This is a genomic window from Actinoplanes teichomyceticus ATCC 31121 (genome assembly GCF_003711105.1).
GTDB lineage: Bacteria > Actinomycetota > Actinomycetes > Mycobacteriales > Micromonosporaceae > Actinoplanes > Actinoplanes teichomyceticus.
The window spans coordinates 4884295-4898501 of the sequence record NZ_CP023865.1 but is presented as its reverse complement, the minus strand read 5'-3'; the positions used below and the strand labels follow the sequence as shown (position 1 = coordinate 4898501).

Genomic DNA, 14207 nt, shown 5'->3' with positions numbered 1-14207 from the left:
CGGTCGCCGGCCCCGGGCCGCGTGCTCAGTGGCCAGGCCTGACCAGGCCGCTCTCGTACGCCAGGACCACCGCCTGCGTCCGGTCCCGCAGCCGCAGCTTGGCCAGCATGTGCCCGACATGCGTCTTCACCGTGGTCTCGCTGACCCGCAGCACCTCGGCGATCTCGGCGTTCGTGCGCCCGCGGGCCACATGGATCAGCACCTCCCGCTCCCGGCCGGTGAGCGCGCGCAGATCCACGCCGGTACCGGTGTGCGCCGCCGGGGGCGGTGACGCCGCGAACCGGGGCAGCACCCGCGCCAGCACCTGCGGGGTGATCACCGCCCCGCCGGCCGCGATCGCCCGGACCGCCGCGATCAGTTCCTCCTGCGGGGCGTCCTTGCACAGGTACCCGGTGGCGCCCGCGGCGATCGCCTCGACCAGCTGCTCGTCGCTGTCGCGGGCGGTCAACACCAGAACCCGTACCGGCAGGCGGGCCGCGGCCACCGCCCGCGCCACCGCCGCGCCGTCCATCCGGGGCAGGCCGGCGTCGGCCACCAGCACGTCCGGCAGCAGCCGGCGCGCCAGCTCGACGGCTTCCGTCCCGTCGCCGGTCTCGCCGGCGACGACCAGTTCGGCCGCGTCGCCGGTTCCGGTCCCGGCCAGCACCGCCCGCAGCCCGGCCCGCTGCAGCGCGGACGCGTCGGCGAGCAGCAGCCGGATCGGCCTCAGCACGCCCGGATCCGTTCCGCGAACGGGGGTGTAGGCGGGTGGCCGGGTGTCGGTGGGTGGCCGGGTGCCGGCAAGCGCCGCCGGCCTGCCGCGGCGAGTCCGGGGACAGCCGCTCGCGTGCCGGGGCGGGGCGGCCCGGCCGGCGAAACGGGCCCGCGGGTGGACGGTCCGATCCTGATCGCGGCCTCGCCGCTGCGGGGAGCGACGGCGTCCCGGTCGCGGTCACCACGACCGCCCTGATCCGGCGATGCCGTCGCGGCGGTCCGGCCGGTGCGACGCGGCTCGGGTGGCGGCGTCGCGCGGGTGGCTGCGGGTCTTCGGGTGGTGCGGGCACGCCGCGCGTCGGCGGGCGGGTGCGGGAGCGGCGGCCGGAGGCTGCCGGCGGGTCGGGGCCGGTGGCGGGATGCGGTGGCACCGGGGCCGGGCGGGGCGGCATCGCGCGGCCGGGCGCCGAGCCGGGTGGGGGGCCGGCAGCCGAGCCGGGTGAGGCCGCGCGGGCAGGCTGTCCGTGGCCGCACCGTGCGGCATCGGGCGGGGTCGGGCGGAAGATCAGGCAACGAGGTCGTCCGGAGCGGTGGGGGACAGGCGGTCGGGTTCGGAGTCGGCGGGGACGCCCGTGGCGGGAGACTCCGGGAAGGGCGGCGGGGTGCCGCCGAACTCCGGGCAGAGGGCCTGGTGGTTGCACCAGCCGCAGAGCCGGCTCGGCTTGGGGCGGAAGTCCCGGGTGCGCTTGGCACGCTCGACGGCCTGCGAGAGGGCGACCAGGGTGCGCTCGAAACGCTCCAGCTCGCCGGCGTCCGGACTGTAGTCGAGGACCTCGGCGTCCTTCAGGTAGAGCAGCCGCAGCACCCGGGGCACCACGCCGCGGGTACGCCACAGGACCAGGGCGTAGAACTTCAGCTGGAACAGGGCGCGGCCCTCGAACGCCTCGCGCGGCGCGCCGCCGGTCTTGTAGTCGACCACCCGCAGGTCCCCGGCCGGGGAGACGTCGAGCCGGTCGATGTAGCCGCGGATCAGCAGCTTCTCGTCGATCATCGTGGAGATCAGGGTCTCCCGCTCGGCGGGCTCCAGCCGCTGCGGGTCCTCGACCGCGAAGTACCCGGCGAGCAGGTCCCGGGCGCTGCCCAGGAAGGCGGCCAGCCGGGCGGCCTCCCCGGCGCCGGCCGGGGCGTCGACGAGAGCCAGCTGACCGGTCGCGTCCGCCTCGGCGGCCACCGCGGCGGGATCACGCACGGCGCCTGTGGCGTGTCCCACATCGAGGGGCCCGGAGGCGTCGACGGCGGACGGGCCGGCACCGGAGCCGGCCACCTCGGAGTCCGTCGCGCCGGGAGCGATCGGGCCGGCACCGGAGCCGGCCACCTCGGAGTCCGCCGCGCCGGAAGCGATCGGGCCGGCCGGGCGCTGCGCGGTCTCGGCCGCGAACAGCCTGGCCAGCCCCGGATCGTGCGAGACCAGCCGCTCCCATTCCGGCGCGACCAGGGCGGCCGCGGCCTGCGGCGTGCGCTCGGCGGCGGGCAGGTCGAACAGCCGCTCCAGCACGGCGTGCACCAGCGTGCCGCGCATCTGGTCGGCCGACGGCTGCTCGGGCAGCTTGTCGATGGTGCGGAAGCGGAACAGCAGCGGGCAGGTCTTGAAGTCGGCGGCCCGCGACGGCGACAGCGACGGCCCGGCCGGCCGGTCGCCCAGCCCCGCGCGCCCGGCCGACGTCGCGGGGGAGGGCGCCGAACCGCCGGGGCGGGGCTGCGGGGGTGGGAACACCGTCTGTGCCGTCATGCCAGCCAGGCTAGGGCAGAGGTACGACGAAACGCCCGACCGGCGGCGGCCGGTCCCATCGATCCCCGCGGCCGGCGTGCGGATCGTGATCCGCGCGACAGGCGCGCGGTCCGTAGCATCGACCGGATGGAGGACAGCGCGAGGCAGCGACCCCCGGCGCCGCGCGGCGGCCGGGCGGTGGGGCGGGTGCTGGGCATCCCGGTGCACGCGAACGCCTCGATGGTGCTGCTCGCGCTGCTGGTCACCGTGGTCTACGGCAACTACGCCCGGGCCGAGCTGGGGCTGGGGCAGCCGTGGGCCTATCTGGTCGGGGTGGGATTCGTGGTGTGCCTGCTCGGCTCGGTGCTGCTGCACGAGCTGGGTCACGCGCTGGTCGCCCGGCGCCACGGCATCGGCGTGCGCCGCATCACCCTGGAGCTGCTCAGCGGCTGGACCGAGATGGAACGCGACGCGCCCAGCCCACGGGTGGACGCGCTGGTCTCGCTGGCCGGTCCGGGTGTGTCGCTGCTGCTCGGCGGGGTGGCCACCGGCGCGGCGCTGGTGCTGCCGGAGGACACCGTGCCCGGGCAGATCGCGTTCCAGCTGGCGGTGAGCAACGTGCTGGTGGCCGTCTTCAACGTCCTGCCGGGGCTGCCGCTGGACGGCGGCCGGGCGCTGCGCGCCGGGATGTGGGCGCTGCTGAAGGACCGTAACCGGGCCACGGTGGTGGCCGGCTGGGCCGGCCGGGTGATCGCCTTCGGCACCGCGGTCGTGGTGCTGCTGCTCTTCCAGCTCGGCGTGCTGACCCTGTTCGGGATGGCGTTCGTGTTGCTGGTCACGCTGACCCTGTGGCACGGCGCCGGGCAGTCGATCCGGCTGGGCCGGATGACCGGCCGGTTCCCGCTGATCGACCTGGGCTCGCTGGCCCGCCCGGTGCTGGCGGTGCCGGCCGGCACCCCGCTCGGCGAGGCCCAGCGGCGGCGCGCCGAGGACCCGCGGCCGGATGTGGTGCTCGCGGTCAGCGACGCGGCGGGTAGCCTCACCGCGCTGGTCGACCCGGTCGCCGCCGAGCGCGTGCCGGTCGATCGGCGCCCCTGGGTGAGCGTGGAGAGCGTCGCGCGCTCCCGCGAGGCGCTGACCAGCCTGCCGGTGAGCATGACCGGCGAGCAGGTGGTGCGCGCGTTGCAGGCCCACCCGGGTGCGCAGTATCTGGTGACGGCAGGCGAGGATGTGATCGGCGTCCTGCGGGTCGCCGACGTCGCGGCCGTCCTCGAACCGCGCCGGACGCAACGGACCTGAGAACTGAGAGAAGAGTTAGTGACCACGATTCCAGCCACCGCCGCCGACGAGCCGGTGCCGGCCCACCGCGGGCCGTTCCGCGTCGGTGACCGCGTCCAGCTCACCGACCCCAAGGGCCGGATGCACACGATCGTGCTGGAACCCGGCAAGGCGTTCCACACCCACCGCGGCGCGCTGGAGCACGACCAGCTCATCGGCCAGCCGGACGGCAGCGTGATCACCGCCTCCAGCGGCACGCAGTACCTCGCGCTGCGCCCGCTGCTCAGCGACTACGTGCTCAGCATGCCGCGCGGCGCACAGGTGATCTACCCGAAGGACGCGGCGCAGATCGTCGCGATGGGCGACGTCTTCCCGGGCGCCAAGGTGCTGGAGGCCGGCGCCGGCTCCGGCGCGCTGACCTGCTCGCTGCTGCGCGCCGTCGGCGTTTCCGGCGAGGTGCACAGCTACGAGTTGCGGCCGGACTTCGCGGCGATCGCCCGCAAGAACGTGGAGGCGTTCTTCGGCGGCCCGCACCCGGCGTGGCACCTGCACACCGGGGATGTCGCGGACGCCGACGTGACCGGTTTCGACCGGATCATCCTGGACATGCTGACCCCGTGGGAAGCGCTCGACATGGTCGAGCGCGCGCTGATCCCGGGCGGCGTGTTCATCGGCTACGTGGCCACCACCCCGCAGCTGTCCGAGCTGGTCGAGGCGCTGCGCGAGCGGGGCGGCTGGACCGAGCCGCGGGCCTGGGAGTCGCTGATCCGCGACTGGCACGCCGACGGCCTGGCGGTCCGCCCGGACCACCGGATGATCGCGCACACCGCGTTCCTGGTGTCGGCGCGCAAGCTGGCGCCCGGCGTCACCGCGCCGCCGCGGCGGCGCAAGCCCAGCAAGGGTGCCGAGGCGTACGCGCTGCGCCGGGCGGCGCAGGCCGCCCTGGCCGCCGAGCACGAAGTTCAGGACGACACCTCCGGGGAGTGACCGGGTTGCGCGAGTCCGGTAATTTCCTCCGGGAACGTCGATGGGAGGACAAGGAGTGGGCGCGATGAGTTCTCCGCCGTTCGGCGGCAGCAACGAGATGCCGGCGGTGTTCCCGGACTGGTCGCCCTACCCGGACCTGGACTCGGCGGCCCGCGCCTACCTGCGCGACCCCGAGGTCGCTCTGGAGGCGCTGTTCGGCGTGCTGCGCGGGGCCTCGGTGCTCTGCTTCACCCTGGAACGCTTCGTCAACGAGGTGAACGGGGTCTGGCAGGAGGTCGTCGTCTGCGACGGCAGCCGGCTGGTGCTCTGGCACGGTGAGGACGTGGCGCCCGGCGACGGCCCGGCCGGCTCGATGACCTCGTCGCTGCGGGTGGTGCCGCTGTCCACGATCACCGAGGTGGGCTGCCGGCGGCGGCTCACCCGGACCTCCAGCGGCCAGGCACGCGTCGACAGCATCGACGTCTACCTGCTGCTGAGCTCGGTCGACGACGCGGTGCCGCCGCCCGGGTTGGCCGAGGAGGAGGGCCGGGCGCCGCTGCGGCACGACGCGCTGCGCTTCGGCAAGACCCTCGACGACGGCGGGGCGGGTCAGATCGCCCGGCTGGAGGAGTTCTCCCGGGTGGTGGCGTCGCTGGTCGGCCGCCCCACCCTCTGACCGTCACGCACGTCCGCTCACCGGTCGGCGTCCGGGCCGGCGACCTCCACGTCGTCGGCCCGCCGGACCACGTGGATGCAGTCGCCGGGGCACTCCTTCGCGGAGTCGACGACCTCGAGGACCAGGTGCCCGGGTACGCCCGTGCGCGCCCCGGCGTGCTGCAGCAAATCGCCCGAGACATCTTTCACGTACGCCAGGCCGTCGATGTCGAGCTCGAAGACCTCCGGCGCGTACTGGACGCAGAGTCCGTCACCGGTACACAGGTCCTGATCGATCCAGACCTGCAGCTCATCAGCGTCCGCTGACACCTTCACCTCCCACGACCGGTTGCGGCCGACGGTACCCGAACGCCGGGCGGGCGGCGCGCCGGTGGTCGGACCAATCGATCAAGACTCGGTGACGAGGGTGTTGCATGGGATGAAAACTGCTCCGCAACGGCTAGTGTTGACCCAAGACGTTCGAGCCCCCCGGGGAGGTGGGACGTGGCACGTAGCGACGAAGCGGACTCCCGCGCCGCACGATGGGAGAAAGAGGCCAACGATCTCTCCAGCCAGGTCGCGTTCCTGCAAGAGGAACTCGCTCTGGTGCGGCGGAAGTTGACCGAGAGCCCCCGACACGTCCGGCAGCTCGAGGAACGGCTCGCGACCACGCAGGCGCAGCTGGCCCGAGTGACCGAGAACAACGAACGGCTCGTGGCGACCCTCAAGGAAGCCCGGGCCCAGATCGTCACTCTCAAGGAAGAGATTGACCGGCTCGCCCAGCCGCCCAGCGGCTACGGCGTTTTTTTGGCGGCCCACGAGGACGGCACGGTGGACGTGTTCACCGGCGGCCGTAAGCTGCGGGTGGCGGTCTCGCCGTCGCTCGCCGCCGACGAGCTCAAGCGGGGCCAGGAGGTCCTGCTCAACGACGCGCTGAACGTGGTGGACGCGTTCGGCTACGAGCGCACCGGCGAGGTCGTCCTGCTCAAGGAGGTCCTCGACAATCCGGCCGGCGGCCGCGCCGACCGGGCGCTGGTGGTCTCGCACGCTGACGAGGAGCGGATCGTCTTCCTGGCCGATTCGCTGGAGATCACCAAGCTGCGCGCCGGTGACTCGCTGATGATCGAGCCCCGCTCGGCGTACGCGTACGAGCGGATCCCGAAGAGCGAGGTCGAGGAGCTCGTCCTGGAGGAGGTCCCCGACGTCGACTACACCGACATCGGTGGCCTGCACGCGCAGATCGAGCAGATCCGCGACGCGGTGGAGCTGCCCTTCCTGCACGCCGACCTGTTCCGGGAGCACCAGCTGCGCCCGCCGAAGGGCATCCTGCTCTACGGCCCGCCCGGCTGTGGCAAGACCCTGATCGCCAAGGCGGTGGCCAACTCGCTGGCCAAGAAGATCGCCGAGCGCCGCGGTGAGGAGAAGCACACCAGCTACTTCCTCAACATCAAGGGCCCGGAGCTGCTGAACAAGTACGTGGGTGAGACCGAGCGGCACATCCGCCTGGTCTTCCAGCGGGCCCGGGAGAAGGCCGGCGAGGGCACCCCGGTGATCGTGTTCTTCGACGAGATGGACTCGATCTTCCGGACCCGTGGCTCCGGCGTCTCCAGCGACGTGGAGAACACCATCGTCCCGCAGCTGCTCAGCGAGATCGACGGTGTCGAGGGCCTGGAGAACGTGATCGTCATCGGCGCGTCCAACCGGGAAGACATGATCGACCCGGCGATCCTGCGCCCCGGCCGGCTCGACGTGAAGATCAAGATCGAGCGGCCGGACGCCGAGGCGGCCAAGGACATCTTCGCCAAGTACATCCTGCCCGACCTGCCGCTCAGCGAGGACGACCTCAACGAGCACGGCGGCAACCGGGACGCCACCGTCGCCGCGATGATCGAGGCGGTCGTGCTGCGGATGTACACCGAGTCCGAGGAGAACCGCTTCCTGGAGGTCACCTACGCCAACGGTGACAAGGAGGTCCTGTACTTCAAGGACTTCAACTCCGGCGCGATGATCCAGAACATCGTCGACCGCGGCAAGAAAATGGCGATCAAGGAGTTCCTCACCTCCGGCACCAAGGGCCTGCGACTGCAGCACCTGCTGGACAGCTGCGTCGACGAGTTCCGGGAGAACGAGGACCTGCCGAACACCACCAACCCGGACGACTGGGCCCGGATCTCCGGCAAGAAGGGCGAGCGGATCGTCTACATCCGTACCCTCGTCTCCGGCGGCAAGGGCGCCGAGGCGGGCCGGTCGATCGAGACCGCGTCCAACACCGGCCAGTATTTGTAGTCGAAACGACACAGACGGGCGCGGACGGGAAGCCGTCCGCGCCCGTTAGTGTGTGCCCACTATGAGCACCATGAGTCCCCCTGTCCCCCCCGGCGTCACCCAGGGCCGGTCCGCCACCGCGCGGCTCGCCTGGCTCGACGCCCTGCGGGGCTTCGCCGCGCTCGTCGTCGTGCTGTTCCATCTGAGCCCGATCGCCATCGGGGACCACTACCACTCGGTCATGGGCCGCCACTTCGACATGGGTAAGTTCGGCGTCCTGCTGTTCTTCCTGGTCAGCGGCTACGTCATCCCCATGTCGCTGGAACGGCACGGCTCCCCGCGCAAGTTCTGGGTCGGCCGGCTCTTCCGGATCTACCCGGCCTACCTGGCCAGCATCGCGGTGTTCTTCGCCCTCACGCTGGCCGGCGTGGTCGAGGTGCCGGCCTCGCTGCGCCAGGAGACGGTGGCCGGCACGCTCGGCCACGTGCCGATGCTGCAGGAGTTCGTGGGCGTGCGTGGTGTGGTCCGCCCGTTCTGGACGCTCTCCTTCGAGATGGTCTTCTACCTGATCGTGGTCGGCCTGTTCGTCTGGGGCCTGCACCGGTACAGCGCCCTGTGGGCCGCCGGGCTGATGCTGACCGCCGCGCTGGCCGGCCCGGCACTGCCGCGCGACCTGTTCGGCGCCACCGCGGCCGACCGGCGGCTGCTGGCCGCGGTCCTGGTGGTCGCGGTGGCCGCCAGCATCCTGGCGTACGTCACGGGCCGCCGGCGGCTGGTCCTGCCGGCCGCCGTGCTGGGCCTGTGCTTCGTGGCGCTGCCGCTGTTCAACGGCCACAGCACCCGCTGGGGCACGGCGAACTCGTCCTGGCAGGCGACCTTCATGCTGGCCGTGATGTTCGCCGGCACGGTGATCTACCGTGCCCAGTACGGGCAGCTGAGCCGGAAGCTGGCGATCCCGGTGCTGGCCCTGGTGGCGGTCGGTGTCGCGCTGACCACCTGGCTGTCGGTGGGCGGGAAGTACGAACTGATCAAGTGGTGCACCACCGCGGTGGCCGTGGTGGTCAGCTTCGCCATCGCCTTCGCCCTGCGGCACCGGCGGGTGCCCGCCGTGCTGGTCTGGCTGGGCGCGGTCAGCTACTCGCTGTACCTGCTGCACGTGATGGTGCTGCACGCGATCGCCGAGATCCTGCCGGAGGGCGTCCTGGACCACGTGCCGGGCCGGTTCGCGGTGAGCGCCGCCTTCCTGATCATCGCGCTGATCGCGGCGTGGCTGTCGTACCGCTTCGTCGAGCAGCCCGGCCAGCGGCTGGGCCGCCGGGTGCAGCGCTACCTCGACGCCCGGCTCGGCCCGGAGACCTGGAGCCGGCCGGCGGCCGTGCCGGCCGCGGCCGGCGAGGCCCCGGAGCCGGTCCGCGCCGCCTCCTGACATGCCGGCCGGCGGCGCGGGCGCGGGGTTTCCCCGCGCCCGCGCCGTCGTTTGACCCATGTGACCCGATCCCGCCTGACCTGGCTCGACGCGCTGCGCGGCTACGCCGCCGCGGTGGTCGCCCTGTTCCACCTCAGCCCCACCGTGCTCGGCCAGCAGCGGCACCTGGCGCTCTTCGCGCAGTTCGACGCGGGCCGGTACGGCGTGCTGCTGTTCTTCCTGATCAGCGGTTATGTCATCCCGATGTCGCTGGAGCGGCACGGCTCGCTGCGGCGTTTCTGGATCAGCCGGATCTTCCGCATCTACCCGGCCTACCTGCTGACCATCGTGGTCGGGCTCGCGCTGGCCGGGGCGGGCTGGCTGCGGCTGCACCCGACCCTGTACGCCGAGACCACCACCTCGGTCCTCGGCCACGCCACCATGCTGCAGGAGCTGCTCGGCCTGCGCGGGGTGGTGCGTCCGTTCTGGACCCTCGCCTACGAGATGACCTTCTACCTGATCGTGGCCGGGCTCTTCGCGTGGCGGCGGCACCGCGACAGCGCGTGGTGGGCGGCCGGGCTGGCGCTGATCGTCCTGGTGCTCGGCCGCCGGCTGCCGGGGGACCTGCTCGCCGGCAGCCCCGGTGACCGGCGGATCGCGGCCGTGGTGCTCGCGCTGCTGCTGGCGGGCACGCTGGCGGCGTACGTCGGTGGGCGCCGTGTCCCGGTCCTGATCGTCGGAGCCGCCGGGATCGGGACGGTCCTGCTGCCGCTGCTGGACGGCCAGCCCACCCGGTATGCCACCGCCGGCGACTCCAGCGGCGCCGCGCTGCTGCTGGCCGTGATGTTCGCCGGCACGCTCGTGCACCGGGCGCAGCACCGGCAGCTCGACCGCCGGGTGGCCGGTGCCGTGCTCGCGCTGGTGCTGGTCGCCGCCGGGATCAACCAGTGGCTGCTGGACCAGACGGGGCTGCTGCGCAACAGCGCCGTCGCGGCCGCGGTGGCCGGCACCTTCGCGATCGCCTTCGGGCTGCGCCACCGGGCGGTCCCGGGTCTGCTCACCCGGCTCGGCGCGATCAGTTTCTCGATCTACCTGTTGCACATACCGGTGCTCGTGGTGGTGTCGCGGGTGTTGCGGGGTCACCCGTTCGCGATCGGCGCGGCCTTCGTCGCCGGTACCCTCGCGGTCGCCGGGATCGCCTTTCACCTGGTGGAACGTCCCGGTCAGCGACTCGGTCGCCGGGTGTGGCGGCGGTGCGACGCCCGGTTCGGCCCGGACGTGCGGGTGACCGGCGCGGCCACGGAAGGTGGCATGGCGAGCACGGGCAGCTTCGGTAAGCAACGTGAGAGCGTCTAGGCTCGATGCATGAGCAGGCGTAGGTTCGTGGCGGACTCGATCGTGGTGGACAGGGTGGTCGCATGAGCGTTCGACGGATTATGGGAACCGAGGTCGAGTACGGCATTTCGGTGCCCGGTCAGCCTGGCGCCAATCCGATGGTCACGTCCTCCCAGGTGGTCAACGCCTACGGCGCCCGCCCGGAGCTCAACCGGGGGCAGCGGGCCCGCTGGGACTACGAGGAGGAGTCCCCGCTGCGCGACGCCCGCGGGTTCACCTACTCGGGCGCCAATTACGACCCGGCCGAGGCCCTGGCCGACGAGGACCTGGGCCTGGCCAACGTGATACTCACCAACGGCGCGCGGCTCTACGTCGACCACGCGCACCCGGAGTACAGCACCCCCGAGTGCACCAACCCGCTGGACGTGGTGAAGTGGGACAAGGCCGGTGAGCGGGTGATGGCCGAGGCGTCCCGGCGCGCCGCCACCATCCCCGGCTCGCACCGCATCCAGCTGTACAAGAACAACACCGACAACAAGGGCGCCTCGTACGGCTCGCACGAGAACTACCTGATGCGCCGGCAGACCGCCTTCGCCGACATCGTGGCCCACCTCACCCCGTTCTTCGTGACCCGGCAGATCTTCTGCGGCGTGGGCCGGGTGGGCCTGGGGCAGGACGGCAGCGGCTCGGGTTTCCAGATCTCCTCCCGGGCCGACTTCTTCGAGGTCGAGGTGGGCCTGGAGACCACCCTCAAGCGCCCGATCATCAACACCCGCGACGAGCCGCACGCCGACGCCGACAAGTACCGCCGGCTGCACGTGATCATCGGGGACGCCAACCTCTCGGAGATCGCCACCTACCTCAAGGTCGGCACCACCGCCCTGGTGCTCAACATGATCGAGGAGAAGGTGTTCACCGGCGAGCTCGGCATCGCCGACCCGGTCAGCGAGCTGAAGGCGGTCAGTCACGACCCGGCGCTCAAGCACCTGATGCGGCTGCGCGACGGCCGCCGGCTCACCGCGCTGGACCTGCAGTGGGCGTACTACGAGCGGGCCCGGGCGTTCGTCGACCAGCGGTACGGAAGCGACGTCGACGAGCAGACCAGCGACGTGCTCGCGCGCTGGGAGGACGCGCTGGACAAGCTCGGCCGCGACCCGATGCTCTGCTCGGACACCCTGGACTGGGTGGCGAAACTGCGCCTGCTGGAGGGCTACCGGGAGCGGGAGAACCTGAACTGGTCCTCGCCCAAGCTGCAACTGGTCGACCTGCAGTACGCCGACGTGCGCCCGGAGAAGGGCCTCTACCACCGCCTGGTGGCCCGCGGTTCGATGAAGACGCTGCTGGATCCGGACGACACCCAGCGCGCGATGTACGAGCCGCCGGAGGACACCCGGGCCTACTTCCGTGGCCGCTGCCTCGGGCAGTACGCCTCCGAAGTGGTCGCCGCCAGCTGGGACTCGGTGATCTTCGACGTCGGCCGGGAGTCGCTGGTCCGAGTGCCGATGATGGAGCCCGAGCGCGGCACCAGGAAGCACGTCGGCGCGCTCTTCGACACCTGTGAGAGCGCGAAGGACCTGCTCGAGGTGATCACGAGTCGGTGATAAAACACCCGTTGCGACGGGTCGTTTCGGCACGGGCGCGAGGTAGGTTTTTCCCAACCCGATGTTGCGGACTTCGGGTGGCTAGAAGGGGGACATCCATGGCAACCCGAGACACCGGTGGACAGTCGCAGTCCGGCAAGGGCCGGGCCGACGAGGAGATCGAGGACGTCACCGTTGAGGCCAACCCGGAGGTAGCCGAGCGGCACGCGGAGATCACCGAGGACGTCGACGATCTGCTCGACGAGATCGACTCCGTGCTGGAGGAGAACGCGGAGGAGTTCGTCCGCGGGTATGTCCAAAAGGGCGGTCAGTGACCGTTATGTCTGTTCAAATGCCCGCCGGGCGTCCGCAAGGACGCCCGGCGGGCATTTACGGACGACGCTCAAGATCGGGATAATGTGCTTCAACCGCACCGGCAGTTCTTCCGTGCCGATGCGATCACGTAGCTGAAAGGAACCACGTGGCGACGGGTTTTGATCCATCCGGGCGGCTACCGGATATCTTTCTCAACACGGGGACGTCCTCCTTCACGCAGTTCCTGAGCGCGGCGGCCCCCGAGCTGCTGCCGGGCCGGCGCCCGCTGCCGCCCGGCCTGTCCGCCGGCGACGTCGCGCCGCACGGCACCACGATCGTCGCCATCGCGACCGCCGAGGGCGTCGTGATGGCCGGCGACCGCCGGGCGACCATGGGCAACCTGATCGCCAGCCGGGACATCAAGAAGGTGCACCCCGCCGATGCGTACTCGCTGATCGGCATCGCCGGCACCGCCGGCATCGGCATCGAGCTGATCCGGCTGTTCCAGGTCGAGCTCGAACACTACGAGAAGACCGAGGGCGCCATGCTCTCGCTCGACGGCAAGGCGAACCGGCTGGCCGCGATGGTCCGCGGCAACCTGGGCGCGGCGATGCAGGGCCTGGCCGTGGTCCCGCTCTTCGCCGGCTTCGACCTCGCGCCGGCCGACCCGGCCCGCGCCGGGCGGATCTTCAGCTTCGACGTGGCCGGCGGCCTCTACGAGGAGACCGGCTACGAGGCGATCGGCTCCGGCTCGCTGTTCGCCAAGGCCGCGCTCAAGAAGAGGTACCGCGAAGGGGTCGGCACCGAGGACGCCATCCGGCTCGCGGTCGAGGCGCTCTACGACGCCGCGGACGACGACACCGCCACCGGCGGGCCCGACCTCACCCGCAAGATCTACCCGGTGGTGATGACCGCCACGGCCAACGGCACCAACCGGCTCAGCGACGCCGAGGTCACCGCGGTGGCCGAGCAGGTCGTCTCCGGACGCATGGAGAACCCGGGCGGTTGATCCGCACGATGGAGGAGAAGGAGTAGCCACCCGTGGCCATGCAGTTCTACGCATCACCCGAGCAGGTCCAGCGGGACCGCTCGGAGTACGCCCGCAAGGGCATCGCCCGCGGCCGCTCGGCCGTGGTGCTGTCGTACGAGGGCGGCATCCTGCTCGTCGCCGAGAACATCACCACCCTTCGCAAGATCAGCGAGATCTACGACCGGATCGCGTTCGCCGCGGTCGGCCGCTACAACGAGTTCGAGAACCTGCGCCGCGCCGGGGTGCGGATGGCCGACATGGTCGGTCTGACCTACGACCGGCGTGACGTCACCGGGCGGGCGCTGGCCAACGCGTACACCCAGACGCTCGGCGCGATCTTCTCGGAGACCCAGAAGCCGTACGAGGTGGAGATCTGCATCGCGCAGGTGGGCGCCAGCCCGGAGCAGGACGAGCTCTACCGGATCATGTACGACGGGTCGGCGCTCGACGAGCCCGGCTTCATGGCCATGGGCGGGCAGGCCGAGGCGATCTCGAACGTGCTGCGCGAGCGGCACGACGTCAACGCCGACCTGCCCTCCGCGCTCGCCCTGGCCGCCGAGGCGCTGGGCAGCGTCGGCGGGGAGAACGGCCAGCCGCGCACCCTCGAGGCCAAGCAGCTCGAGGTCGCCGTGCTGGACCGCCGCCGCGCCGGCCGCACCTTCCGGCGCATCGCCGACGCGGCCCTGACCAGTCTGCTCGGGCACCAGTCGGTGCCGGACGCGGACCTCGGCGAGACCGACGCGGCGCCGCCGGCGCACGGCGACAGCAAGCCCACCGAGTCGGCCGCCTCGGAGAACACCGAGTCGGCCGCCCCGGAGAAGAGCGCGGAGTCCGAGTGACCGGCGCGACGGGCGTGGCCGCGGGCCGCGCCCGTCGCCTCCGGCTCGGACGCGGGCGTCGTCGGTCCCCGGCTCGGAC

General features: G+C 72.0%; 13 protein-coding genes. 10 read left to right on the top strand and 3 right to left on the bottom strand.

The genetic code is table 11. From position 1 onward, the window contains the following. Positions 1-25 precede the first annotated feature (25 nt). Together ACTEI_RS21650 and ACTEI_RS21645 are read right to left on the bottom strand one after the other, a co-directional pair. A complete protein-coding gene (locus tag ACTEI_RS21650; RefSeq protein WP_122979314.1) occupies positions 26-712 on the bottom strand; it encodes a LuxR C-terminal-related transcriptional regulator in 687 nt (228 codons plus the stop codon). Between the two features lie 546 nt (positions 713-1258). Beyond that, positions 1259-2482 (bottom strand): RecB family exonuclease, encoded by a 1224-nt coding sequence (locus ACTEI_RS21645; RefSeq protein ID WP_122979313.1) that lies wholly within the window; start codon positions 2480-2482, stop codon positions 1259-1261. A gap of 126 nt (positions 2483-2608) precedes the next feature. Here ACTEI_RS21645 and ACTEI_RS21640 point away from each other — a divergent pair, with 126 nt between their 5' ends. The 3 genes from ACTEI_RS21640 (at position 2609) to ACTEI_RS21630 (ending at position 5381) form a co-directional block, all read left to right on the top strand. Beyond that, positions 2609-3760: a site-2 protease family protein gene (locus ACTEI_RS21640; RefSeq protein ID WP_122979312.1), complete on the top strand. Its 1152-nt coding sequence runs from the start codon at positions 2609-2611 to the stop codon at positions 3758-3760. A gap of 18 nt (positions 3761-3778) precedes the next feature. After that, positions 3779-4726: a tRNA (adenine-N1)-methyltransferase gene (locus ACTEI_RS21635; RefSeq protein ID WP_122979311.1), complete on the top strand. Its 948-nt coding sequence runs from the start codon at positions 3779-3781 to the stop codon at positions 4724-4726. A 64-nt stretch (positions 4727-4790) separates the two neighbouring features. After that, complete coding sequence (locus ACTEI_RS21630) at positions 4791-5381, top strand: hypothetical protein (RefSeq protein WP_164466041.1); 591 nt, start codon at positions 4791-4793, stop codon at positions 5379-5381. Between the two features lie 17 nt (positions 5382-5398). Here the strand turns inward: ACTEI_RS21630 and ACTEI_RS21625 are convergent, their stop codons facing one another. After that, positions 5399-5689, bottom strand: a complete 291-nt coding sequence (locus ACTEI_RS21625; RefSeq protein WP_122982319.1) for a ferredoxin — start codon at positions 5687-5689, stop codon at positions 5399-5401. A 174-nt stretch (positions 5690-5863) separates the two neighbouring features. On the opposite strand from ACTEI_RS21625, the gene arc reads away from it, so the two are divergent. The 7 genes from arc to prcA all read left to right on the top strand — a co-directional run bounded on the left by arc (position 5864) and on the right by prcA (position 14128). Beyond that, positions 5864-7645: a proteasome ATPase gene (gene arc, locus ACTEI_RS21620; protein WP_122979309.1), complete on the top strand. Its 1782-nt coding sequence runs from the start codon at positions 5864-5866 to the stop codon at positions 7643-7645. Between the two features lie 70 nt (positions 7646-7715). Beyond that, complete coding sequence (locus ACTEI_RS21615) at positions 7716-9050, top strand: acyltransferase family protein (RefSeq protein WP_164466040.1); 1335 nt, start codon at positions 7716-7718, stop codon at positions 9048-9050. 60 nt (positions 9051-9110) lie between these two features. Continuing rightward, positions 9111-10385, top strand: coding sequence for an acyltransferase family protein (locus tag ACTEI_RS21610; RefSeq protein WP_164466039.1), 1275 nt, complete (start codon positions 9111-9113; stop codon positions 10383-10385). Between the two features lie 62 nt (positions 10386-10447). Then, the gene (dop, locus tag ACTEI_RS21605; protein WP_122979306.1) at positions 10448-11965 is read left to right on the top strand and encodes a depupylase/deamidase Dop; all 1518 of its coding nucleotides are present in this window, start codon (positions 10448-10450) and stop codon (positions 11963-11965) included. A gap of 98 nt (positions 11966-12063) precedes the next feature. Beyond that, a complete protein-coding gene (locus tag ACTEI_RS21600) occupies positions 12064-12279 on the top strand; it encodes a ubiquitin-like protein Pup (RefSeq protein WP_122979305.1) in 216 nt (71 codons plus the stop codon). A 146-nt stretch (positions 12280-12425) separates the two neighbouring features. Further along, entirely contained in the window at positions 12426-13268 is an 843-nt protein-coding gene (prcB, locus tag ACTEI_RS21595; protein WP_122979304.1) for a proteasome subunit beta, read from the top strand. 32 nt (positions 13269-13300) lie between these two features. Continuing rightward, on the top strand, positions 13301-14128 hold the full coding sequence (gene prcA, locus ACTEI_RS21590; protein ID WP_122979303.1) for a proteasome subunit alpha: 828 nt from the start codon (positions 13301-13303) through the stop codon (positions 14126-14128). The last annotated feature ends 79 nt before the right edge of the window (positions 14129-14207 follow it).